Source organism: Sphingomonas sp. NPDC092440 (assembly GCF_044754985.1).
In the GTDB taxonomy this organism is placed as follows: domain Bacteria; phylum Pseudomonadota; class Alphaproteobacteria; order Sphingomonadales; family Sphingomonadaceae; genus Sphingomonas.
Genome location: NZ_JBIVQA010000018.1, coordinates 56,890 through 78,042, shown reverse-complemented (window position 1 = coordinate 78,042; position 21,153 = coordinate 56,890). Strand labels below are relative to the sequence as shown.

The window sequence follows — 21,153 nt, the reverse complement described above, 5'->3', positions numbered from 1 at the left end:
CGGCTTGCTTTCTCTGAGTTACTTGCGCCTAGAAGCCGCAAGACCCAGGGCCGCCGCCCACATGTCCCTTCATCTAAATCACTATGTCAAAGAGCGACAAAAACCGACGCACCGTCTAACCCCTTTTTCTCGGGGCGACCTGTGCGCCTTGTTTTTGGTGACCGTCGAAGCGTTCCGGTGAGGAGCACCGCGTCGGTGGAGTGGCTTCTATGCGTGACCTTTCGGCCCGTCAACAGCCTTGTGAAACTTTCTGTCTTTTTTTCGAAACAGGCCCCGGAAACCGCAGAAATCTGCGGTTTTCTGACATGCGATCCGACGGCTGCGTGACGGATCGATGACCCGGGAGGCCGCGAATCACGCGAATCGCCCCTCGAATCGCGCCAGAAACCGCGAATCCCGGATACGATTTCCCCTGCAGAACTGCGCAATTTCGCGGCTTCCCGGCGGTTTACGGCGCATAAAGGCGGACAGGCGCATAGCGCGCGAGATGAGCGATACCGTGCTGGCCAATTCCGAAGCCGAAAGCGCCGCGCTGCGCCAACAGGTGCGCAGCGCCGTGATCTGGCGTTCGGGCACCCAGATCTTCGGCCAGCTGCTCACCTGGGCCTCGACCTTCATCGTCATCCGGCTGCTCGGCCCGTCCGCCTATGGCCTGTTCGCGATGACCCAGGTGATCCTGGTCCTGCTCAACATGCTCAACGGCTACGGCCTCGCCAGCGCGCTCATCCAGCGCAAGGACGCCGGGCGCCACGCGCAGCGCCAGCTGTTCGGCATGCTGATCCTGCTGAACTTCGGCCTGGGCGCGATCCAGTTCCTCGCCGCCCCCGCCGCCGCCGCCTATTACCGCCAGCCCATGGTGGCCGACCTGCTCCGCGTGCAGGCGCTCCTATATATGGCCACCCCGTTCATCGCCCTGCCCCAGGCGCTGCTCTCGCGCGCGATGGACTTCCGCAAGCAGGCGCTGGTCAATTTCGTCTCGGCGCTCGCCGGCGCGATCACCGCGCTCGCCGGCGCGCTCGCCGGCCTGGGCGTGTGGACGCTGGTCGCCGCGCCGATCGCGCTGTTCGCCACCCGCGCCATCGGCATGACCATCGCCGCGCGCTCGCTGCTCTGGCCGAGCTTCGACTTTCGCGGCGCCGGCGACATCGCCCGCTATGGCGGCGTGATGGCCACCGGCCAGCTCTTCTGGTTCGCCCAGAGCCAGGCCGACGTGTTCATCGCCGGCCGCCTGTTCGACCCGCACACGCTGGGCATCTACACCACCAGCCTGTTCCTGACCCAGATCTTCGTCGCCAAGTTCGTGCCCCCGCTCAACGAAGTCGCCTTCTCCGCCTATGCGCGGCTCAAGGACGACAAGGCCGCGGTCGCCGCCGCCTTCACCAAGTCGGCGCGGCTGATCATGGTGGTCGCGATGCCCTTCTATCTCGGCATGGCCGCCACCGCCGACCCGCTGGTCGCGGTGGCGCTGGGCCCGAAATGGCGGGAAGCTGCCCCGGTGGTGCACTGGCTGGCGCTCGCCATGCCGATGATGACGCTGCAAATACTCTATGCCCCCGCCAGCGACGCCTGTGGCCGCCCGGGAATCAGCGCCCAGAACTCGGCGACCGGCGCGCTGTGCCTGCCGATCGCGTTCCTGATCGGCGTGCACTGGGGGCTGATGGGCCTCGTCGCCGCCTGGTTCGCCGCCTATCCCGTCTATCTCGCGGTCTCGACCTGGCGGACGCTGCCGGTGATCGGCGTGAAGCTGGGCGCGCTGATCGAGGCGATCGCCCCGCCGGTGCTGGCGGCCGGCGCCATGGCACTGCTCGTCACCGGGCTCGATTCGCTGCTGCCCCCGCTCCCGGCGCTCCCGCATCTCGCGCTGCTCGCCGGCACGGGCGGCCTTGTCTATGGCGGGCTGCTGTTCCTGTTCGCCCGCCCGATGCTGATCGAATCGATCAACCTGATCCGCAACCGCCACGGATGAGCCGCGACGCGCCGGGGAGAGTTCGTCATCCCCGCGAGGGCGGGGGTTCACGCTAGATGGGGGCGAAGCAGTTCCGCGCAGAGCAGCCGGAGACGGCAGGACGCGCCGCGCGGCCATTGCCCGTGGCCCTGGATCCCCGCCTTCGCGGGGATGACGGACATGGTTTCAAAGGCTTGGGTGTGAACCCATAAACGACCGCTTTCGGTATATCGGACCAATCGGCCGATCTTGGGTGGATAGCTGCCATTCCGATGGCCTTGCGGGCACGGCGGGTATGCGCCCCCAATTGCAGTCGTTCTCAATGTTGGTAGTTGATTTCCAAGGCAGCCGTTCGTTAACGTCGGGTTGATGGACAAGACTGGTGTTAACCGTCCCGTCCACTTAGGAAATTGAATCCGTGAAAAGCGACTTTTTTCATCGCGACATAAGCACTAAATCTTGATCAGGATGCCGGAGCTCGGCGCCCTGTTCGCCGACGGCCAACAAGCGGAGTGATAAGATTGACGGATTTTAGCGCTGAGCGGAATGATGGAATGGATCTGGAGCGAGAAGTTGCCGATCTTGTGGCGAAACTCCTAGCTTCGGGCGAGCTGCCTTACCGTCCCGAACTCGTGCGTTTCCGACCCAAGGCCAGATACTACTCCAGGAGCCGGGAGACCGAGGTAGATTTTGAGAATGTACTCGAGGTCTATGTGAGAGATAACTTCGGGAAGGACGATGCGCAGCCGACGCATGTCGTGATCTTCGAGTGCAAGGACCATAAGCGAGATCTTGAGGTCAAGCTGATGGACGAGCTCGTAGGACGGCTTGCCGGCGGCTATGGCTTCAGCATCAAGGCCTATATGGTGACACGCAACGGCTTTCAGTCGGGCACGGTCGCCACTGCACGGAACAATGGCATCGGCCTGATCAAACTGATGCCCAAGGACAAGGTCCAGTATTTCGCTCACCTGCAGACCTATGACAGTCTGGAGCGATCACGGCGTGAATTCCCGCTTCGCGTTAAGCGAGCCCTGCTAAACCCGCACTATGTTTCGGATGGTGAGCGGTTCTATGCAGCCGACGACGGCTTCGTCTTCCCTGACTTCAATTGCATGATCGTGAAGCACCTCGATAGGGCCGGCCTTCCCGCCAGCTGAGGCTCACACCGCGCAGATCTTCAGCCTGGCTTGACCTGCCGAAACGAAGCCAGCCGCGTCCGCCCTCCCACCGGGGTGGCGATTGGTCCTCCGTGTGTCGCCGCAACGCACTGCCGCCCGCACCGCGCTCCTCGATTTGCCGGGTATCAGGCTCTAGAAAGGAGCGTCCGCTTATCGCGCTTGACGCAGCGTGACCTGCCAGTCCGCTTCCGGCCCAGCTTCAGCCGTGGCGTGCGTCGACCCTTGATGTCCGCAAGCGGGGCGTTTGCCGACAGGCCGCCTTTATGCGTCCCCAACCTAGGGTCAAAACCTGATCAAGGCTTTGATTTATTTCGTCATCCGCGCGCAGGCGGGTATCCAGGGCCGCGGGCGGGTTGCGGGCAGGCGAGGCCTGCGCGCTCCGGAAGGAGGCTCACCTGATAGCATCGTCGTCCTGCGCTACCCTGGATCCCCGCCTGCGCGGGGATGACCGAGTTTGCTGATTGGGTTTTGACCCTAGGTTGAGAACCCAAACAAGTATCTGATCTTTCACCGTCATCCCGGCCTTGAGCCGGGATCCCGCTTCTTCCTGTGCTGGCGAGATAGCGGGACCCCGGCGCAAGGCCGGGGTGACGAAGGAAGAATATGAGTCCTCAACCTAGTTCAGGTTCCCGGCCCAGGGATCACACCGCCTGGATATAGGCGCGCATCGCATCGGCTTCCGATTCGATGCGCTCGATCCGGTACTTCACCAGATCGCCGATCGAGACGAGCCCGATACAGGTATCGCCCTCCACCACCGGCAGATGGCGGATGCGCCGGCGCGTCATCAGCGCCAGCGCGGCGAGCACGCTCTCGTCGGGCGAGACGGTGATCGCCGGCGCGGTCATCACGTCGCCCACCTTGCGCGCGAGCGCCGCGGCCCCCTCGCGCTCCAGGCAATAGATCACGTCACGTTCGGAGAATATCCCGGCAACCGCGCCGCCGGACATCACGGGCACGGCGCCGATTCGCTTCCCGGCGAGCAGCGCGACCGCATCGGCGACCGTCCGGTCGCCCTCGATCGAGACCACTTCGTGCCCCTTGCCCCCCAGGATCGCCGCGATCGTCATCGCCATCACTCCGCATTCGGGTCCAGGCGGTTGAGTCTCCCACACATCGCCCCCAATTGCAAAAGATGGACGCGCCGCACGGCCTGGACGATCCCGAATATGCCGCCTTTGCCTGGGCGCGCTATCGCCGCATCCTGGGCTGGATGGCGATGGTCGCGGCGGCGGCGGCGATAGGTGCGATCCTGGTCCTGTGGCACTGGCTGGGCTGGCTCAACCTGACCGTGATCCTCGCCACCGCGCTCGGCGTGTTCTTCACCATCCTGCTTGGCGCGATGCTGATGGGCCTGATGTTCCTGAGCTCGGGCACCGGCCATGACGAACAGGTGGAGGACCGGCTGAAGGACGAAATGGAAATCGGCGACTGAGCCTTCGCCCAGCCGCCGATCATTGTCCTGATTCCGTTGTCCTGATTCTTCAGATCGCGAACGCCGCCGTTCAGGCAGTCGCTTCCGCATCCTCGGCGCGGGTGCGGCGGCGGCGCGGCTTCTTCGCCGGCTCCTCCGCTTCCGCAGCCGGCGCCGCGTCGATCACGCCGAGCGCCGGCGGCAGCACCGCGGCATCGATCGCATGGCTCTCATCGGCGGGCTGCGCCTCCTCGCGGCGCGGGCGGCGGGCGCGGCGCGGCGCCTGCTCCTCGCGCGGGGCGCGCTGCTCTTCGGCGGCGGGCTCGAAGCCCTCGGCCTCGACGGCATGGCCATTGCCATAGCCATTGGCGCGGCCGTTGCGGTCCTCGCGCTCGCGGCGAGGCTGGCGCTCCTGGCGCTCCTCACGCTCGCGGCCCTGACGCTCCTCGCGCTCGCGGCGCGGCGGCTGGGCGCGCTGCTCCTGCTGCTCGTCCGCTTCGTCGGCGCGATTGCCATCGGCCTCGACGTCGAAATCCTCGTCGTCGCCGTCGAAATCGTCGCGCTGGCGGCGCTGCTGGTTCTGCTCCTCGAAGCGCGAGCGGCTCTCACTCAGCACGCGGAAATAGTGATCCGCGAACTGGAGATAATATTCGGTGTTGACCCGGTCGCCCTGCATCTGGGCATCGCGCGCCAGATTCTTGTACTTCTCGAGCAGCTGGGCGGCGTTACCGCGCGCACGGTTGTCGATGCGGTTCCCATTACCCTGGCCCGGGTTGCCACCCTGGCGCTGCTGCTGCCCGCCACGACCACGACGGCGGCCGGCCTGACGATTGTTCATCAAGGTCTGTATGTCCTGTCTTGTTTACGCTGTCCGTCGGTCCAATTCCTGGGTCCCGGATGCAGTTTACAAATGCGCGCCAACGCCTCGGGAGGCGCGACTCGCCTGCCATGGCCACCGGACTGCAGCGGCTATCATGACCTGAATCGGGGCTGTGCTTTTCACGGCCCAAGTTTCAACGGCTTGGTTGAAAGTGCCCTACCCCGTCGCTGTCTTAGCCGGTGCAGCACCAATGTCCAAGCAGAAATATGTGTCGTTTTCGCGTCGTTTCAAGTCAGGAGCAGTGCGCGCGGCCGCTCTCCCAGATCCTTGTACAGCGTCACGGCGAAACCGCCATTCCGGGCAATCGCGGATACCGGCCCGGCCTGGGTCCAGCCGATCTCCAGCACCGCGGCGCCGCCGGGCGCGAGCAGGCGGCGGAGATCGGGAATGATCCGGCGATAATCGTCGAGCCCTTCGGGGCCCGCGAACAGCGCCGTGCCGGGCTCATGGCGGCGGACCTGCTCGGGCAGGTCCTCGTCCGTCCCGATATAGGGCGGGTTGGCGAGGATCAGGTCGAAGCGCGCAGCGAGCCCCTGCCCCCAGTCGCCGGGCCGGAAGGCGGCACGCGACGCCATCCCCAGCGCCGCGGCGTTGCGCCGGGCATAATCGAGCGCGACCTCCGACGCGTCCACCCCGAGCCCCTGCGCCTCGGGCCATTCGGCCAGCGCGGCGAGCAGCAGCGTGCCGGGGCCCGTGCCGAGATCGAGGATGCGCATGGGCGCGCGCGCGCCGAAATATTCGATCGCCGCCTCGATCAGCGTCTCGCTGTCGGGGCGCGGGATCAGCACCCCGGGGCCGACCGCGAGCTCGATCGTCCAGAAGGCGCGGCGGCCGGTGATGTACGCCACCGGCTCATGCGCCAGCCGCCGTGCAAGCAGCGATTCGAGCGCAGCGGGCACGGGATCGCCGAGATGGCGCAGGATCATCGCCTCGCGCGAGACGCCCAGGGCATGCGCCATCAGCAGCTCGGCATCGAGCCGGGGGGAATCGGAGACGGGTTCGAGGCGGCGGGCGGCTTCGTTCAGAGCCGAACTGACTCCCCTCCCGCTTGCGGGAGGGGTCGGGGGCGGGGCTGTCTCAGGCATCGGCGTGAGGCGACATGCCCTCCCCTAGCCCCTCCCGCAAGCGGGAGGGGGAAGTTATGAATCCAGCTGCGCCAGCCGGTCCGCCTCGTCCTGGGCGACGAGCGCGCCGATCAGCTCGTCCAGCTCGCCTTCCATCACTTCGGGCAGGCGGTGGAGCGTCAGGTTGATGCGGTGATCGGTCACGCGCCCCTGGGGGAAATTATAGGTCCGGATGCGCTCCGAGCGATCGCCCGAGCCCACCATCGACTGCCGCGCGCCCGCGCGCGCCGAGGCGAGCCGGTCGCGCTCGGCCTCGTACAGGCGGGTGCGCAGCACCTTCATCGCCTTGGCCTTGTTCTTGATCTGCGAGCGCTCGTCCTGCTGGATCACGATCGTGCCGGTCGGCAAGTGGGTGATGCGCACCGCCGAATCGGTGGTGTTCACGCCCTGCCCGCCCGGGCCCGAGGCGCGATAGATATCGATGCGCAGGTCCTTGTCGTCGATCCGGATATCGGCCTCTTCGGCTTCGGGAAGCACCGCCACCGTCGCCGCCGAAGTATGGATGCGCCCGCCCGCCTCGGTGGCCGGCACGCGCTGCACCCGGTGCACGCCGCTCTCGAACTTCAGCTTGGCGAACACGCCAGTGCCGGTGACGCTGAGCACCACTTCCTTGAAGCCGCCAAACTCCGATTCGGAGGACGAGATCAGCTCGATCTTCCAGCCCATCCGGTCGGCATAGCGCTGGTACATGCGCAGCAGGTCGCCGGCGAACAGCGCGGCTTCGTCGCCGCCCACGCCGGCGCGGATCTCGAGCATAGCCGGGCGCGCATCGGCCGCGTCCTTGGGCAGCAGCGAGAGCGCCAGCCCGCGCTCGGCATCGGCCAGCGCCGCTTCATTGGCGCGGAGTTCCTCCGCCGCCATCGCGCGCAGCTCGTCGTCGGGCTCCTGCGCCATTAGCGCGAGCGATTCGGCCTCGGCGCGCAGCCGGCGGACCTCGCCCGCGGCGAGCGCCACCGGCTCGATCTCGGCATATTCCTTGGAGACGGCGACGAACCTGTCGCCCGACAGGTCGCCGGTCGCCATCTGCGCCTGCAGCTCGTCGCGCCGCGCCTCGATCGCGGCGATGCGGTCGGCGGGGATCTTCATCGGGCGGCGCCCGAGACCAGCGTCGCCACCGCGTCGGCGTCCACCCCATCGCCATCGATCACGCGCTGCGCGATCGCGATCTCGCCGTCACGCTGCTGGAACGAGACCGTCATCGCCGGGCTCGCCTTCATCGCGCGGTCATAGCGCTTCCTGGGGCTGCCGCTCGCGAACAGCTCGGCGCTGAAGCCGGCATTGCGCAGCCCCGCCAGCAGGCCGATCGCGGCCGCTTCGCTGCCAGCCGCCTCGACCACGACGGCCACCTGCATGCGCTCCGCCGCCGGCTCCGCGATCAGCATCCCCAGCCGCTCGACCCCCGCCGCCCAGCCCACGCCCGGCGTCTCGGGGCCGCCGAGATTGCCGACCAGCCCGTCATAGCGGCCGCCCGCGAGCACGGTGCCCTGCGCGCCCAGCCGGTCGGTGACGAACTCGAAGGCGGTGTGGCGGTAGTAATCGAGCCCGCGCACCAGGCGGCTGTTGCGCGTCCATTGCACGCCGGCCGCGTCGAGCCCGTCGGTGACGGCCTTGAAGAAGGCCGCGGCCTCCGCGGTCAGATAGGCGTCGATGTCCGGCGCGCTGTCGGCGATCGGGCGGTCCTGCGGGTCCTTCGAATCCAGGATGCGCATCGGGTTCTTCTCGAGCCGGACGAGGCTGTCCTCGCTCAGCTGGTCCCGGTGCGCCGCGAAATGCGCGACCAGCGCGGTGCGCCAGGCGTCGCGCGTCTCGGCGTCGCCCAGCGTGTTGAGCTGGAGGGTGACGCCCTCGATGCCCAGCTCGCGCAGCAGCTGGTCGGCAAGGACGAGCAGCTCCACGTCGGCGGCCGGCTCGGCGGCGCCCAGGATCTCGGCGTCGAGCTGGTGGAACTGGCGGAAGCGGCCCTTTTGCGGGCGCTCGTAGCGGAACACCGGGCCGCTGGTGACGAGCTTGAGCGGCGCATATTGCTGCCAGCCCTCGGTGATATAGGCGCGGCAGATGCCGGCGGTGAATTCGGGGCGCAGCGTGATCAGGTCGCCGCCCTTGTCCTCGAACGTGTACATCTCCTTCGAGACGACGTCGCTGGTCTCGCCCATCGAGCGGGCGAACACGCCCGTCGCTTCGAACACCGGGATGTCGACGCGCTGGAAGCAATAGAGCTTGCGGACATGGTCGAAGGTCTCGAGGACGCGGGCGAACCTGCGCTGCTCGTCGCCGAAAATGTCCTGGGTGCCCCGGATGCGGTTGGGCGTTTCGATGCGTGCCATATTGGCGCGCGCCAATAGGCCGGTTCCGCCCGGGCCGCAACGCGGGAGATTGCAGGGGCTGCCATAACCGCAGGGAACCTTGCGACAAACGGGCAATTGTTGCGCCGTGTATCCAATCGTGGAAACCTGCCGTCTGCCGGAGGGGTGTTTCGCGTTTCCGGCACATTTCTTGTGTTGCACCTGCACAAGGCGCTGCCCAAGAGCATTCGTCACAAGAACCGCGCCCGAGTCGGCGCCCTGATCCGGGTTGAAGAATTGCACCGAATCACCCCTGGCGGCGCGTGCCGACCTTCCTTTGCCCTGCTCGCCACCACGCTGCTCCTCGCATCCTGCGGGAGCGGCGGCCAGACCGCGCAGAAAAAGGGCGCCGGCGGCCCGCCCCAGGTGGGCTTCGTGGTGGTCCAGCCGGGCCAGGTGCCGGTGGTCGCGGAGCTGACCGGGCGGGTGAACCCCTATCAGGCGTCCGAGGTCCGGCCGCAGGTGGCCGGGATCGTCCGCAAGCGCCTCTTCACCGAGGGCTCGATCGTCCGCCAGGGGCAGACGCTGTACCAGATCGACCCGAGCCTCTATTCCGCCAGCGTCGCCGAGGCGGCGGCCAGCCTGCAGAACGCCCAGGCCAATGCCGAGGCGACGCGGATCAGGGCGGATCGCTACAAGCCGCTCGCCGAGGCCGAGGCCGTGTCGAAGCAGGACTATACCGACGCCGCCGCCGCCGCCCGCCAGGCGCGCGCGCTGGTCGCCCAGACGGGGGCCCAGCTGCGCACCGCGCGGATCAACCTGCACTTCACCCGCGTCCCCGCGCCGATCACCGGCCGCATCGGCCGCTCGCTCGTCACCGAAGGCGCGCTGGTGACGACCAACCAGGCCGATCCGCTCGCGGTGATCCAGCGGCTCGACCCGATCTTCGTCGACATCCAGCAATCGAGCGGCGAGCTGCTGGCGCTGCGCCGCGCGCTCGCCCAGCAGGGCGTGACGCCGGGCAGCGCCAGCGTGCGCCTCAAGCTCGAGGACGGCAGCGAATATGGCACCACCGGCACCGTCGAATTCTCCGAAGTGATGGTCGACCAGAACACCGGCACCGTCACGCTGCGCGCCCGCTTCGCCAATCCCGGGGGGCTGCTGCTGCCGGGCATGTTCGTCCGCGCGGTCTTCACCCAGGCGATCGACACCCGCGCCTATCTGGTGCCGCAACAGGCCGTGTCGCGCGACGCCAGGGGCGCCGCCCAGCTCTGGGTCGTGGGCCCGGACAACAAGGCAGTGCGCCGCGACGTCACCGCCGAGCGCACCCAGGGCGCCTTCTGGGTCATCACCCAGGGGCTCAACCCCGGCGACAAGGTGATCACCCAGGGCATCGCCAACCTGAAGCCCAATGCCGATATCCGCCCGGTCCCGGCCGACACGCCGCAGAAGATCGAGCCGCCCCGCAAGGACCAGGGCGCCGGCGCCTCCAAGTCGAAGGGCGGCTGAGCACCCATGTCGCGCATCTTCATCGATCGCCCGATCTTCGCCTGGGTGATCGCGATCATCACCATGCTGATGGGGCTGGGCGCGGTCTTCTCGCTGCCGATCGCGCAATATCCCGACATCGCGCCGCCCCAGGTGAACATCCGCGCCACCTATCCCGGCGCGTCGGCGGAGACGGTGCAGAACTCGGTGACGCAGATCATCGAGCAGAACCTGACCGGCATCGACGGGCTGCTCTATTTCAGCTCCTCGTCCACCTCGCGCGGGCAGGTGACGATCAGCGCCACCTTCAACAAGGGCACCGATCCCGACATCGCCCAGGTGCAGGTGCAGAACCAGGTCCAGGCCGCGCTCTCGCGCCTGCCCAACCAGGTGCAGCAGCAGGGCGTGCGCGTCACCAAGTCCAACCCGGACACGCTGCTGCTCGTCGGTGTCTATGACGAGACCGACAAGCGCACCAATCGCGACGTGTCCGACTGGCTCTCGTCCAACCTGCAGGACACGCTGTCGCGCCTGCCGGGCGTGGGCGACGTCAACGTGTTCGGCTCGCCCTATGCGATGCGCATCTGGCTCAACCCCTCGGCGCTCGCCAGCTACGGCCTGATGCCGAGCGACGTGGTGACCGCGATCACCAGCCAGAACACCGAGGTCGCCGCCGGCGAGATCGGCGGCCAGCCGATGCCGTCCAGCCAGATGCTGAACGCGACGGTGACCGCCCAGTCGCGCCTGCAAACGCCGGAGCAGTTCGCCAAGATCATCCTGAAGACCCAGACCAGCGGCGCGCACGTGCTGTTGAAGGACGTCGCCCGGATCGAGCTGGGCGCGGAGAACTACAACGCCGTCAGCCGCGTCAACGGCCATCCCGGCTCGGGCATCGCGATCAGCACCGCGCCGGGCGCCGACGCGCTGAAGACGGCAGAACTGGTCAAGGCGACCGTTGCGGAAGCGGCCAAGGATTTCCCGCAGGGCTTCAACTACGCCTATGCCAACGACACCACCGAGTTCATCCAGCTCTCGATCGAGGAAGTGGTGAAGACGCTGGGCGAGGCGATCGCCCTCGTCGTCATCGTGATGTTCGTATTCCTGCAAAGCTGGCGCGCGACCCTGGTGCCGATGATCGCGGTGCCGGTGGTGCTGCTGGGCACCTTCGCGGTGTTCTACGCGCTCGGCTATTCGATCAACACGCTCACGCTGTTCGGGCTGGTGCTGGTGATCGGCCTGCTCGTCGACGACGCGATCGTCGTGGTCGAGAATGTCGAGCGCCTGATGGAGGAGGACCCCGACCTCACCCCGCGCGAGGCGACGATCAAGTCGATGGACCAGATCCAGATCGCGCTGGTGGCGATCGCGCTGGTGCTGTCCGCCGTGTTCCTGCCGATGGCGTTCTTCGGCGGATCGACCGGCGTGATCTACCGGCAATTCTCGGTCACCATCGTCTCGGCGATGGTCCTGTCGGTGCTGGTCGCGCTGATCCTCAGCCCGGCGCTCACCGCCACGGTGCTGAAGCGCAAGCAGGACATGCCCGCGCCCGGCAGCGGCTGGTTCGCGCGCCGCGTGCCCTTTCTCGGCCGCTGGACCCGCACCGGCATGGCGAAGTTCAACCAGGGCTTCGAATGGACGGTCGAGCGCTACACCAGCACCATTTCCTATGTCGTCGATCGCAAGTGGATCTTCCTGCTGATCTACCTGCTGTCCTGCGCGGTGCTGGTGCTGATGTTCTATCGCCTGCCCACCGGCTTCCTGCCGACCGAGGACCAGGGCGCCGCCAGCGTGCAGTTCCGCCTGCCCGCCGGCGCGACCCAGGCCCGCACCCAGGAAGTGCAGCTCGCGGTCGAGAAATATCTGCGCGAGCAGGAGGGCAGGAACGTCCGCACCATCTTCACCGTCACCGGCGGCGGCGGGGGCGGCGGCGCCAGCGGCCAGAATACCGGCCAGGGCTTCGTGAACTTCGTCTCCTGGGACGATCGCCCCGGCAAGGAGAACGGCGCCGACGCGATCGTCCAGCGCGCCGCCGGCGCCTTCCGCAACTTCCGCGACGCCCAGGTCTTCGCGCTGGTGCCGCCCGCGATCCGCGGCCTGGGCCAGTCGAACGGCTTCACGCTGGAGCTGCAGAACACCAGCGGCATGTCGCGCACCGACTTCGTGGCCGCCCGCGACAAGCTGCTCGCCGCGGCCAATGCCGATCCGGACCTCCAGGCCGTGCGCCTGTCCGACCTGCCCGACGTCTCCACGCTCAACATCCAGATCGACCAGGAGAAGCTCGCCGCGCTGGGCCTCACCCAGGCGGACGTCAACAACACGCTGTCGACCGCCTGGGGCGGCCGCTACGTCAACGACTTCATCGACCGCGGCCGGGTGAAGCGCGTCTTCGTCCAGGGCGACGCGCCCTATCGCGCCGATCCCAAGAATCTGGGCGAATGGTTCGTGCGCGGCGCCGACGGCAAGATGACGCCCTTCTCCTCCTTCGCCACGATCAGCTGGGCGACCGCGCCGACCACCGTCTCGCGCTTCCAGGGCATCTCCTCCTTCGAGTTCCAGGGCCAGCCCGCGCCGGGCAAGAGCTCGGGCGACGCGATGAAGCGCATGGAGACGCTCGCCGCGCAGATCCCGGGCACCAGCATCGCCTGGGCCGGCCTTTCCTATCAGGAGCGGCTGGCCGGCGGGCAGGCGCCGCTGCTGTACGGCGTCTCGCTGCTCATCGTGTTCCTGTGCCTGGCGGCGCTGTACGAGAGCTGGTCGATCCCCGTCGCCGCGATGCTGGTGGTGCCGCTCGGCCTGATCGGCGCGGTGTTCGCGGTGACGCTGCGCGGCCTCCAGAACGACGTCTATCTGCAGATCGGCCTGCTCACGACGATGGGCCTGGCAGTGAAGAACGCCATCCTGATGATCGAGTTCGCCGAGCGCGCCGAAAAGGAAGGCAAGCGCGTGATCGAGGCCGCGATCGAAGCCGCGCGCATCCGCTTCCGCCCGATCGTGATGACCAGCCTGGCCTTCATCTTCGGCGTGCTGCCGCTGGCGATCTCCACCGGTGCCGGCGCCAACAGCCGCATCGCGATCGGCACGGCGGTGATCGGCGGCATGCTCACCGCGCTGATCCTCGCCATCTTCTACATCCCGCTGTTCTTCGTGCTCGTCCGCCGCGGCGTGCGCGACGCGCTCAAGGCGCTGCGCGAACGGCGGGCCCGCAAGCGGGAGGCGCAGGCATGAAGCGCGCGGTTCTGACCCTGTTCCTCGGCACGGCGCTCGCCGGCTGCTCGATGGAACCGAAATATGCCCGGCCCGAAGCCCCGGTGCCGCCCGGCTGGCCGGTGGGAGACGCCTATCTCGAGGCCGACGAAGCGGCGCTGCCGAGCGTCACCTGGCAGGACATCTTCAAGGATCCGCGCCTCCAGAAGCTGATCGGGCAGGCGCTGGCCAATAATCGCGACCTGCGCATCGCCGCCGCCAACATCGCCGCGGCGCGCGCGCAATATCGCATCCAGCGCGCCGACCGGTTCCCCGGGCTGGATGCCGGCGCGGGCGCGACCGCATCGCATGGCAGCAGCACCGGCGCCGCCACCACGAGCGGCACCCGCACCAGCTTCTCGGGCAATGTCAGCATACCCGCCTTCGAGCTCGACCTGTTCGGCCGCGTCGCTTCGCTCACCCGTGCCGAGCAGGACCGCTGGTTCGCGACCGAGGCGGCGGCGCGCGCCACCCGGCTGACGCTGATCGGCGACATCGCCGCCGCCTGGCTCAACCATGCGGCGGACGCCAGCCTGCTCGCGATCGCCGAGAGCACCGCGGCCAATGCCGAGCGCGCGGTGGCGCTGACCGACCAGCGCCTGCAGGGCGGCATCGCGCCGCGCACCGACCTGGCCCAGGCCCGGCAGACGCTCGCCACCGCCCAGTCCGACGTCGCGGTGCAGAAGACCGCGCTGGCGCAGGACGTCAACGCGCTCCGGCTGCTGGTCGGCGCCGAGATCGACGCCACGCTGCTCTCCTCCGCCATCGAGGAGGCCGCGCCCACCGTTGCCGAGCTGCCCGCCGGCGTCGATTCGGGCGTGCTGCTCCGCCGGCCCGACGTGGTGCAGGCCGAATATACGCTGCGCGCCGCCAATGCCCAGATCGGCGCCGCGCGCGCCGCCCTCTTCCCGCGCATCTCGCTGACCGGCCTGCTCGGCTTCGCCAGCAACGCGCTGACCGGGCTCTTCTCGGGCAACGGCTTCAACTGGTCGGGCGGCGCGAGCGCCAGCTATCCGATCTTCAACGCCGGTGCCGGCCGCGCAGGCGTGGAACGGAGCGAGGCCCAGCGCGACGCGGCGCTCGCCAGCTACGAAAAGGCGATCCAGACTGCCTTCCGCGAAGTCGCCGACGCCCTGGCCCGGCGCGGCACCATCGCCGACCAGCTGAAGGCCGACACGGCCAACCTGGCCGCGGCCCAGGACAATTATCGCCTCGCCGACACGCGCTATCGCGGCGGGATCGACAATTTCCTCGCCAGCCTGGTCGCGCAACGCTCCTATTATTCCGCCCAGCGCGGGCTGGTGAACGCCAGGCTGGTGGAGGCGACCAACCTGGTGACGCTCTACCGCACGCTCGGCGGCGATTCGCTGCTGACGGTCACGCCTTCGGGGCCGCAGCCGGCGGGATCCTAGGGGCCAGGCCTCCAGCGAATACCGTCATCCCCGCGCAGGCAGGGATGACGATGGAGAATAGCGGGGTTGGCGTGGGAACATGCGTCCTCAACCCACCTTCCACCCTCCCCCCTTCCCCGCTATCGGTTGCGAAGCGAAACGGGAGTGGCAGATGGCGTACGAGACGATCCTGACCGAGCGGGCCGGCGACGTGCTGGTGATCACGCTCAACCGGCCCGATCGGCTCAACGCGGCCCCCCCGGCGATGTTCGACGAGATCCGCGACGCGCTGGCCCGGCTGGACGGTGCCCGCGCGGTGCTGCTCCAGGGGGCCGGCCGCGCCTTCTGCTCGGGCGCCGACGTGGCGAGCGGCGCGCTCGCCTCGGGCGATCCGGCCGCGGCGACGCATGCCGCGCTGACCGATCACTACAATCCCACGATCCTCGCCGTCGCGCGCCTGGGCGTGCCGGTGGTGAGCGCGGTGCGCGGTGCCGCCGCGGGCATCGGCTGCAGCCTGGCGCTGGCCGCCGATTTCTGCGTGGCGAGCGACACCGGCTATTTCCTCCAGGCCTTCGTCAATATCGGCCTGGTCCCCGATGGCGGGGCGACCTGGCTGTTGCCGCGCCTGGTCGGCCGCTCGCGCGCGGCGGAGATGATGCTGCTGGGCGAGAAGCTGCCCGCGACCAAGGCGCGCGACTGGGGCCTGGTGCACAGCGTCGTCTCGGACGAGCAGCTCGAGCATGAGGCGCTTGCGCTCGCCGCCCGCCTCGCCGCCGGGCCCACCGTGGCGCTCGGCCTGATCCGCCGCGGCATCGGCCAGGCGCTCGAATCGTCGCTGGAGGAAACGCTGGCGATGGAGGCCAACCACCAGCGCAGCGCGCGCGGCACCGCCGATTCCATGGAGGGCGGCCTGGCCTTCCTCCAGAAGCGCAAGCCGAACTTCACCGGGAAATAGCCTGCGAGGTTGACCGGCCGGGGGCGGCTGTGGCACTCGGCCCTCGGCTCGCGGGTATAGCACAATGGTAGTGCAGCAGCCTTCCAAGCTGAATACACGGGTTCGATTCCCGTTACCCGCTCCAAGCCCCTTCAAGCGATGACCGACACCACCGCCCCTCTCGCACTCTATGTGCACTGGCCGTTCTGCGTGTCGAAATGTCCCTATTGCGACTTCAACAGCCATGTCCGCGAGAGCGTCGACCAGGCCGCCTGGCGCGCGGCCATGCTTGCCGACCTGGCGCATGAGGCCGCCGCATTGCCCGGCCGCCGGCTCGGCTCGATCTTCTTCGGCGGCGGCACGCCTTCGCTGATGCCGCCCGAGACGGTCGCCGCCGTGATCGAGGCGGCCGAGGCGCATTGGGGCTTCGCACCCGGCATCGAGATCACGCTCGAGGCCAATCCCTCCTCCGTGGAAGCCGCGCGCTTCGCCGACATCGCCTCCGCCGGGGTGAACCGCGTCTCGCTGGGATTGCAGGCGCTCGACGATGCCGATCTGCGCTTCCTCGGCCGAGCGCACGGCGTCGAGGAGGGGCTGGCGGCGCTGGCGACCGCGCAGCGTGCCTTTGGCCGGGTCAGCTTCGACCTGATCTACGCCCGGCCGGGCCAGACGCTGGCCGGCTGGGAGGCGGAGCTGCGCCGCGCCCTGTCCTTCGGCACCGAGCATCTCTCGCTCTACCAGCTCACCATCGAGCCCGGCACGCGATTCGCCACGCTGTTCGAGAAAGGCGAGCTCGCCGCCTATGATCCCGACGCGGCGGCCGACCTGTTCGAGGCGACGCGGGCGATCGCCACGGCCGCCGGGCTGCCGGCCTATGAAGTCTCCAACCATGCCCGGCCGGGAGCGGAGAGCCGGCACAACCTCACTTATTGGCGCTATGGCGACTATGCGGGGGTCGGCCCCGGCGCGCATGGCCGGCGGAGCGGCATAGCCACGCTGCGGCGCAGGAAGCCCGAGAACTGGCTCGCGGCGATCACGCGCAACGGCCATGGCATCGAGCGCGAGGACCCGCTCGACCCGCACGACCGCGGCGTCGAGGCGCTGCTGATGGGCCTGCGCCTGGCCGAGGGCGTCGACCTGGCCGGGGTGCCGGACGCCCCGCTCGACCTGAAGGCGCTGGCAGGAATGGAAGCGCAGGGCCTGATCGCCCGCGCCGGCAGCCGGCTGATCGTTACCGATGCAGGGATGCCGGTGCTCGAGGCGATCCTGCGCGAGCTGGTGGTTACCTAATTCCTCCTCGAGCTTGCTCGGGGAGGGGGACCGCGCCGTGCAACGGCGGGGTGGAGGCGCGCGCCGGTTCACCGGCGGGTTGCGCCAGCCCCTCCACCATCGCTTCGCGATGGTCCCCCTCCCCCAGACAAGCTGGGGGAGGAAATATATCAGCCCCCGAACCCGGTCGGCGCCGGCGAGATCGTCACCGTGGTTCCGCCCTTCACTTCCTGCACCTCGAGCGCGCGCTCGGCGATGCCGTCGCGGCCGAAGCGGAAGGCGCCGTCGAGCCCGCCGAACCCGTCGGGCGCGACCAGGCGGCGCTCGGGGAAGATGTCGCCCGGCCGCCATTCGCGGGCGATGCGCACGGTGAGCAGCACCGCGTCATAGCCGAGCGTCGACAGGCGATAGGGCGCAGCACCGAAGCGGGCGCGATATTTGGTCGCATAGGTGCGGTAGTAATTATCCGGCACGCTGGCGAACCAGGCGCCGTTCAGCACCGCGTTCGCGCCGATCGCCGAATCGGTGTTCCACAGCTCGGTGCCGAGGATCCGCGAGGCCTTGCCGCCCGCCGACTTGCGGATGATCGGCGCCGCCGTCACGCCGCTCGTGCCCGAGCCCGCGATCAGGATCGCCTGATAGGGGGTGCGCGAAAGCTTGGTGATCGCGCTGGTCATCGAGCCGGGGCGGCCGTCATAGGTCTCCATCGCCAGCACCTTGCCGCCCTGGTCCTCCACGGCGCGCAGGAAGCTGGTCGAGGCGCGCTCGCCATAGACGCCGGACGTCATCAGCCCGACAAAGTTGGTGACGCCCTGGGCCCGGGCATAGTCGACCACCCGCTCGATCGACTGGGCCGGCGAATAGCCGAGCAGATAGGTGCCGTTGCCGGCCACCGCCGTGTCGTTCGAGAAGCTGAGCACCGGCACCCGCGCGGCCCGGGCGATCGGCGCCACTTCGCGCGCCTCCTCGGCGAGGAGCGGGCCGAGGATCAGCTTGTTGCCGTCGGCGATCGCCTGGCGCGCAGCGTTCGCGGCCCCGCCGGCAGTGTCGTAGGTGGTGATGCGCAGCACGTCCGATTTCGTGTCGAGGACCGCCAGCTGCGTCGCATTGGCGAGCGACTTGCCGACGCCGGCGTTCGGCCCGGTCATCGGCACGAGCAGGGCAACGCGGTGGCGCTCCACATCCTGCGGCAGGCCCGGCGAGATCGGGCGCGTCGAGGGCCGCTCGCGCGGCGCCTCCACCGTCGGCGCAGGGCGCGACTCGGGGATCACCCGCGGCCCGCTGGCACAGGCGGCGAGGAGGGCGGCGAGGCCCAAAGCGGCCCAGCGGAGGATGCCCCGTTGCGGATTCACGGTCGCGTCTGCCATTTACTCTCCCCGATGCACGCTGTTCTCACGCCCGGCCTCTATATCGTCGCCACCCCGATCGGCAATCTCGGTGACTTGTCGCCGCGCGCCTCCGAAATACTCCTGGGCGCCGATCTGGTTGCCGTCGAAGACAGCCGTGTGACAGCCGGCCTGTTCCGGCACCTGGGCGCGAAGGGGAAAATGACCCCCTATCACGACCATAATGCCGATGCGGTCCGCCCCGGCCTGGTCGCGCGCATGGCGACCGAGGCGATCGCGCTCGTCTCCGACGCGGGCACGCCGCTGATCTCCGATCCCGGCTTCAAGCTGGTGCGCGATGCGCGCGCCGCCGGCCATCCGGTGACGACGATTCCCGGCCCCTGCGCGGCGATCGCGGCGCTGACCCTGGCCGGCCTGCCGACCGACCGCTTCCTGTTCCTCGGCTTCCTGCCCGCCAAGCTCCATGCCCGCGCCGAGGCGATCGCCGAGATCGCCGGCGTGCGCGCCACGCTTGTCCTCTACGAATCGGGGCCGCGGCTCTCGGCCTGCCTCGCCGCGCTGGCCGAGGGGCTGGGCGACCGCGAGGCGGCCGTCGCGCGCGAGATCAGCAAGAAGTTCGAGGAGTGCGTGACCGGCTCGCTCACCCAGCTGGCCGAGCGCTATGCCGAGGCGCCGCCCAAGGGCGAGATCGTGGTGGTGGTCGCGCCGCCGGGCGCCCCCGCGCCCGCCAGCGCCGACGATGCCGATGCCGCGCTCGCCGAAGCGCTCACCCGGCTGCCCGCGAGCAAGGCGGCGGGCGAAGTGGCGAAGAAGCTCGGGCTCGACCGCAAGGCGCTCTATGCGCGGGCAATGGCGATGAAGGAATAGTCCGGCACGGGTCGGAACCGCCCCGATCCCGTCATCCCCGCGAGGGCGGGGATCCAGGGTTACTTCGCGCATCGCTCCCGACTCGGGATCCCCGCCTTCGCGGGGATGACGAAACAGCGCAGGGGATGACGAAACAGCGCCAAGGCCGACTCACGCGTATTCCTGCTCGAGCACGCGCATCTCGTCCGCGCCGGTAAGCTCGGCGAGGCGTTTGAGATAGGTTTCGGCGAGCTGGCGGCGGCGCAGCGCGGCGGCCTCCGTCATCGCCCGCTTCGCGGCAGCAAGTTCCTGAGCGGCGCGACGCCGATAATAGCGTTCGTTGGATTCCATCTGAATGCGACCCCCCGAAAGCACCGATAAACCCGGTTCGGTGCGACTCGGTCTGGCGATGGTAACCAAAGTTATCCACAGGTGCGAGTCGTGAGGGGCAGAAGACCAACGGATCGCCGCGCTGCGGAAACGCGTGGCCGCGAAGGCGAGCGCCGCGCCGCCTGGTGGCTATGGCTGAAAGGCTGGAAAATCCTCGATCGCCGCGTTCGCACCCCGGCCGGCGAAGTCGATCTGGTTGTGCGCCGCGGCAACCTGATCGCCTTTGTCGAGGTCAAGACCCGCGCCACTGCAGCCGATCTCGACTTCGCGATCGACGAGCGCCGGCTTGCCCGCGTGGCCGCCGCGGCGGAAGTGCTGATGCCGCGCTATGCCGGCCCGAACGACGATATCCGGGTCGACGTGATCCTCATTGCCCCGGGGACGCCGCCTCGCCATATCGAGAACGCCTGGATGGGGTGACTTATTCGAATAAGTCACCTAAGGTGTTCCCGAAGGAGGCCGAATGTCGCTCAATGTCGCCGTGCAGATGGACCCGCTCGACGCGATCAACATCGCGGGAGACTCGACCTTTGCGCTGATGCTCTCCGCCCAGGCGCGCGGCCACCGGCTGTTCCACTACAGCCCGGAGGACCTGAACTATTCCGCCGGCCGCGTCTGGACCCGGGCCCATCCGGTGACCGTGCAGCGGGTGGCGGGCGATCATTTCCGGTTCGAGGAGCCGGTGTCGCTCGACCTGGGCGAGGAAGCCGATGTCGTGCTGATGCGCCAGGATCCGCCCTTCGACCTGGGCTATATCACCGCGACCCATCTGCTCGAGCGGATCGCGGACCGGACATTGGTGGTCAACGATCCCGCCAGCGTGCGCAACGCGCCGGAAAAGGTGTTCGTCCTCGACTATCCGCAGTTCATGCCGCCGACGCTCGTCACCCGCAGCCTGGACGAGGCGCGCGCCTTCCTGGCGGTGCACGGCGAGATCGTCATCAAGCCGCTGCACGGCAATGGCGGCAAGGCGATCTTCAAGCTGGGCCGCGACGGCGCCAATCTTTCCTCGCTGATCGAAGTGTTCAACACCGCATGGCGCGAGCCGCACATGGTGCAGGCCTTCCTCCCTTCGGTGGCGGCGGGCGACAAGCGCATCGTGCTGGTCGACGGCGAAGTGGCCGGCGCGATCAACCGCATCCCGGGCGAAGGCGAGATCCGCTCGAACCTGGCAGTGGGCGGCAGCGCGGCCAAGACCGAGCTGACGGCGCGCGAGCAGGAGATCTGCGCGGTGCTGGGCCCGGAGCTGAAGCGGCGCGGGCTGCTGTTCGTCGGCATCGACGTGATCGGCGGCGAGTGGCTGACCGAGATCAACGTCACCTCGCCCACCGGCATCGTCGCCATCGACCGGTTCAACGGCACCGACACGGGCGCGCTGATCTGGCAGGCGATCGAGCGCCGCGTCGCCGAGCGGAGCTGA

The 21,153-nt window shown here is 68.6% G+C and carries 18 protein-coding genes and 1 tRNA gene; 12 read left to right on the top strand and 7 right to left on the bottom strand.

Translation table 11 applies throughout. The features are described from left to right. Positions 1-487: 487 nt before the first annotated feature. Entirely contained in the window at positions 488-1,966 is a 1,479-nt protein-coding gene (locus tag ACIQCS_RS21990; RefSeq protein WP_345848623.1) for a lipopolysaccharide biosynthesis protein, read from the top strand. Positions 1,967-2,499: 533 nt separating this feature from the next. Beyond that, positions 2,500-3,105 carry a hypothetical protein gene (locus tag ACIQCS_RS21985; RefSeq protein WP_345848624.1) on the top strand — a complete coding sequence of 202 codons (606 nt, stop codon included), beginning with the start codon at positions 2,500-2,502 and terminating at the stop codon, positions 3,103-3,105. A 662-nt stretch (positions 3,106-3,767) separates the two neighbouring features. Here ACIQCS_RS21985 and ACIQCS_RS21980 read toward each other — a convergent pair. Next, positions 3,768-4,196, bottom strand: a complete 429-nt coding sequence (locus ACIQCS_RS21980; protein WP_345852006.1) for a CBS domain-containing protein — start codon at positions 4,194-4,196, stop codon at positions 3,768-3,770. 65 nt (positions 4,197-4,261) lie between these two features. Here ACIQCS_RS21980 and ACIQCS_RS21975 point away from each other — a divergent pair, with 65 nt between their 5' ends. Continuing rightward, positions 4,262-4,561 carry a hypothetical protein gene (locus ACIQCS_RS21975; protein WP_280280015.1) on the top strand — a complete coding sequence of 100 codons (300 nt, stop codon included), beginning with the start codon at positions 4,262-4,264 and terminating at the stop codon, positions 4,559-4,561. A 70-nt stretch (positions 4,562-4,631) separates the two neighbouring features. Here the strand turns inward: ACIQCS_RS21975 and ACIQCS_RS21970 are convergent, their stop codons facing one another. The 4 genes from ACIQCS_RS21970 to hisS all read right to left on the bottom strand — a co-directional run bounded on the left by ACIQCS_RS21970 (position 4,632) and on the right by hisS (position 8,868). Continuing rightward, complete coding sequence (locus ACIQCS_RS21970) at positions 4,632-5,381, bottom strand: DUF4167 domain-containing protein (RefSeq protein ID WP_401531816.1); 750 nt, start codon at positions 5,379-5,381, stop codon at positions 4,632-4,634. Between the two features lie 266 nt (positions 5,382-5,647). Then, positions 5,648-6,505, bottom strand: a complete 858-nt coding sequence (gene prmC / locus ACIQCS_RS21965) for a peptide chain release factor N(5)-glutamine methyltransferase (RefSeq protein ID WP_345848627.1) — start codon at positions 6,503-6,505, stop codon at positions 5,648-5,650. A gap of 54 nt (positions 6,506-6,559) precedes the next feature. Next, complete coding sequence (gene prfA, locus ACIQCS_RS21960; protein ID WP_345848628.1) at positions 6,560-7,630, bottom strand: peptide chain release factor 1; 1,071 nt, start codon at positions 7,628-7,630, stop codon at positions 6,560-6,562. Beyond that, positions 7,627-8,868 (bottom strand): histidine--tRNA ligase, encoded by a 1,242-nt coding sequence (hisS, locus tag ACIQCS_RS21955; protein WP_345848629.1) that lies wholly within the window; start codon positions 8,866-8,868, stop codon positions 7,627-7,629. The genes prfA and hisS overlap by 4 nt, the downstream gene beginning before the upstream one ends. A 255-nt stretch (positions 8,869-9,123) precedes the next feature. Here hisS and ACIQCS_RS21950 point away from each other — a divergent pair, with 255 nt between their 5' ends. The 6 genes from ACIQCS_RS21950 to hemW all read left to right on the top strand — a co-directional run bounded on the left by ACIQCS_RS21950 (position 9,124) and on the right by hemW (position 17,172). Continuing rightward, positions 9,124-10,335, top strand: coding sequence for an efflux RND transporter periplasmic adaptor subunit (locus ACIQCS_RS21950; protein WP_401531813.1), 1,212 nt, complete (start codon positions 9,124-9,126; stop codon positions 10,333-10,335). A gap of 6 nt (positions 10,336-10,341) precedes the next feature. Then, entirely contained in the window at positions 10,342-13,539 is a 3,198-nt protein-coding gene (locus ACIQCS_RS21945; RefSeq protein WP_345848630.1) for an efflux RND transporter permease subunit, read from the top strand. Continuing rightward, on the top strand, positions 13,536-14,969 hold the full coding sequence (locus ACIQCS_RS21940) for an efflux transporter outer membrane subunit (RefSeq protein ID WP_345848631.1): 1,434 nt from the start codon (positions 13,536-13,538) through the stop codon (positions 14,967-14,969). The genes ACIQCS_RS21945 and ACIQCS_RS21940 overlap by 4 nt, the downstream gene beginning before the upstream one ends. Positions 14,970-15,120: 151 nt before the next feature. Next, positions 15,121-15,903, top strand: a complete 783-nt coding sequence (locus tag ACIQCS_RS21935) for an enoyl-CoA hydratase-related protein (protein WP_345848632.1) — start codon at positions 15,121-15,123, stop codon at positions 15,901-15,903. Positions 15,904-15,953: 50 nt separating this feature from the next. Next, positions 15,954-16,027, top strand: a tRNA-Gly gene (locus tag ACIQCS_RS21930). A gap of 14 nt (positions 16,028-16,041) precedes the next feature. Beyond that, positions 16,042-17,172, top strand: coding sequence for a radical SAM family heme chaperone HemW (hemW, locus tag ACIQCS_RS21925; RefSeq protein WP_345848633.1), 1,131 nt, complete (start codon positions 16,042-16,044; stop codon positions 17,170-17,172). A gap of 149 nt (positions 17,173-17,321) precedes the next feature. On the opposite strand, the gene ACIQCS_RS21920 is transcribed toward hemW, so the two are convergent. Continuing rightward, complete coding sequence (locus ACIQCS_RS21920; protein ID WP_345848634.1) at positions 17,322-18,518, bottom strand: penicillin-binding protein activator; 1,197 nt, start codon at positions 18,516-18,518, stop codon at positions 17,322-17,324. Between the two features lie 12 nt (positions 18,519-18,530). On the opposite strand from ACIQCS_RS21920, the gene rsmI reads away from it, so the two are divergent. Beyond that, the gene (gene rsmI / locus ACIQCS_RS21915; RefSeq protein ID WP_294050518.1) at positions 18,531-19,364 is read left to right on the top strand and encodes a 16S rRNA (cytidine(1402)-2'-O)-methyltransferase; all 834 of its coding nucleotides are present in this window, start codon (positions 18,531-18,533) and stop codon (positions 19,362-19,364) included. Between the two features lie 150 nt (positions 19,365-19,514). Here the strand turns inward: rsmI and ACIQCS_RS21910 are convergent, their stop codons facing one another. Next, positions 19,515-19,694, bottom strand: coding sequence for a hypothetical protein (locus ACIQCS_RS21910; protein ID WP_086130656.1), 180 nt, complete (start codon positions 19,692-19,694; stop codon positions 19,515-19,517). 90 nt (positions 19,695-19,784) lie between these two features. On the opposite strand from ACIQCS_RS21910, the gene ACIQCS_RS21905 reads away from it, so the two are divergent. Together ACIQCS_RS21905 and gshB are read left to right on the top strand one after the other, a co-directional pair. Continuing rightward, entirely contained in the window at positions 19,785-20,153 is a 369-nt protein-coding gene (locus ACIQCS_RS21905) for a YraN family protein (RefSeq protein ID WP_345848638.1), read from the top strand. 43 nt (positions 20,154-20,196) lie between these two features. Continuing rightward, a complete protein-coding gene (gene gshB / locus ACIQCS_RS21900; protein ID WP_294050516.1) occupies positions 20,197-21,153 on the top strand; it encodes a glutathione synthase in 957 nt (318 codons plus the stop codon).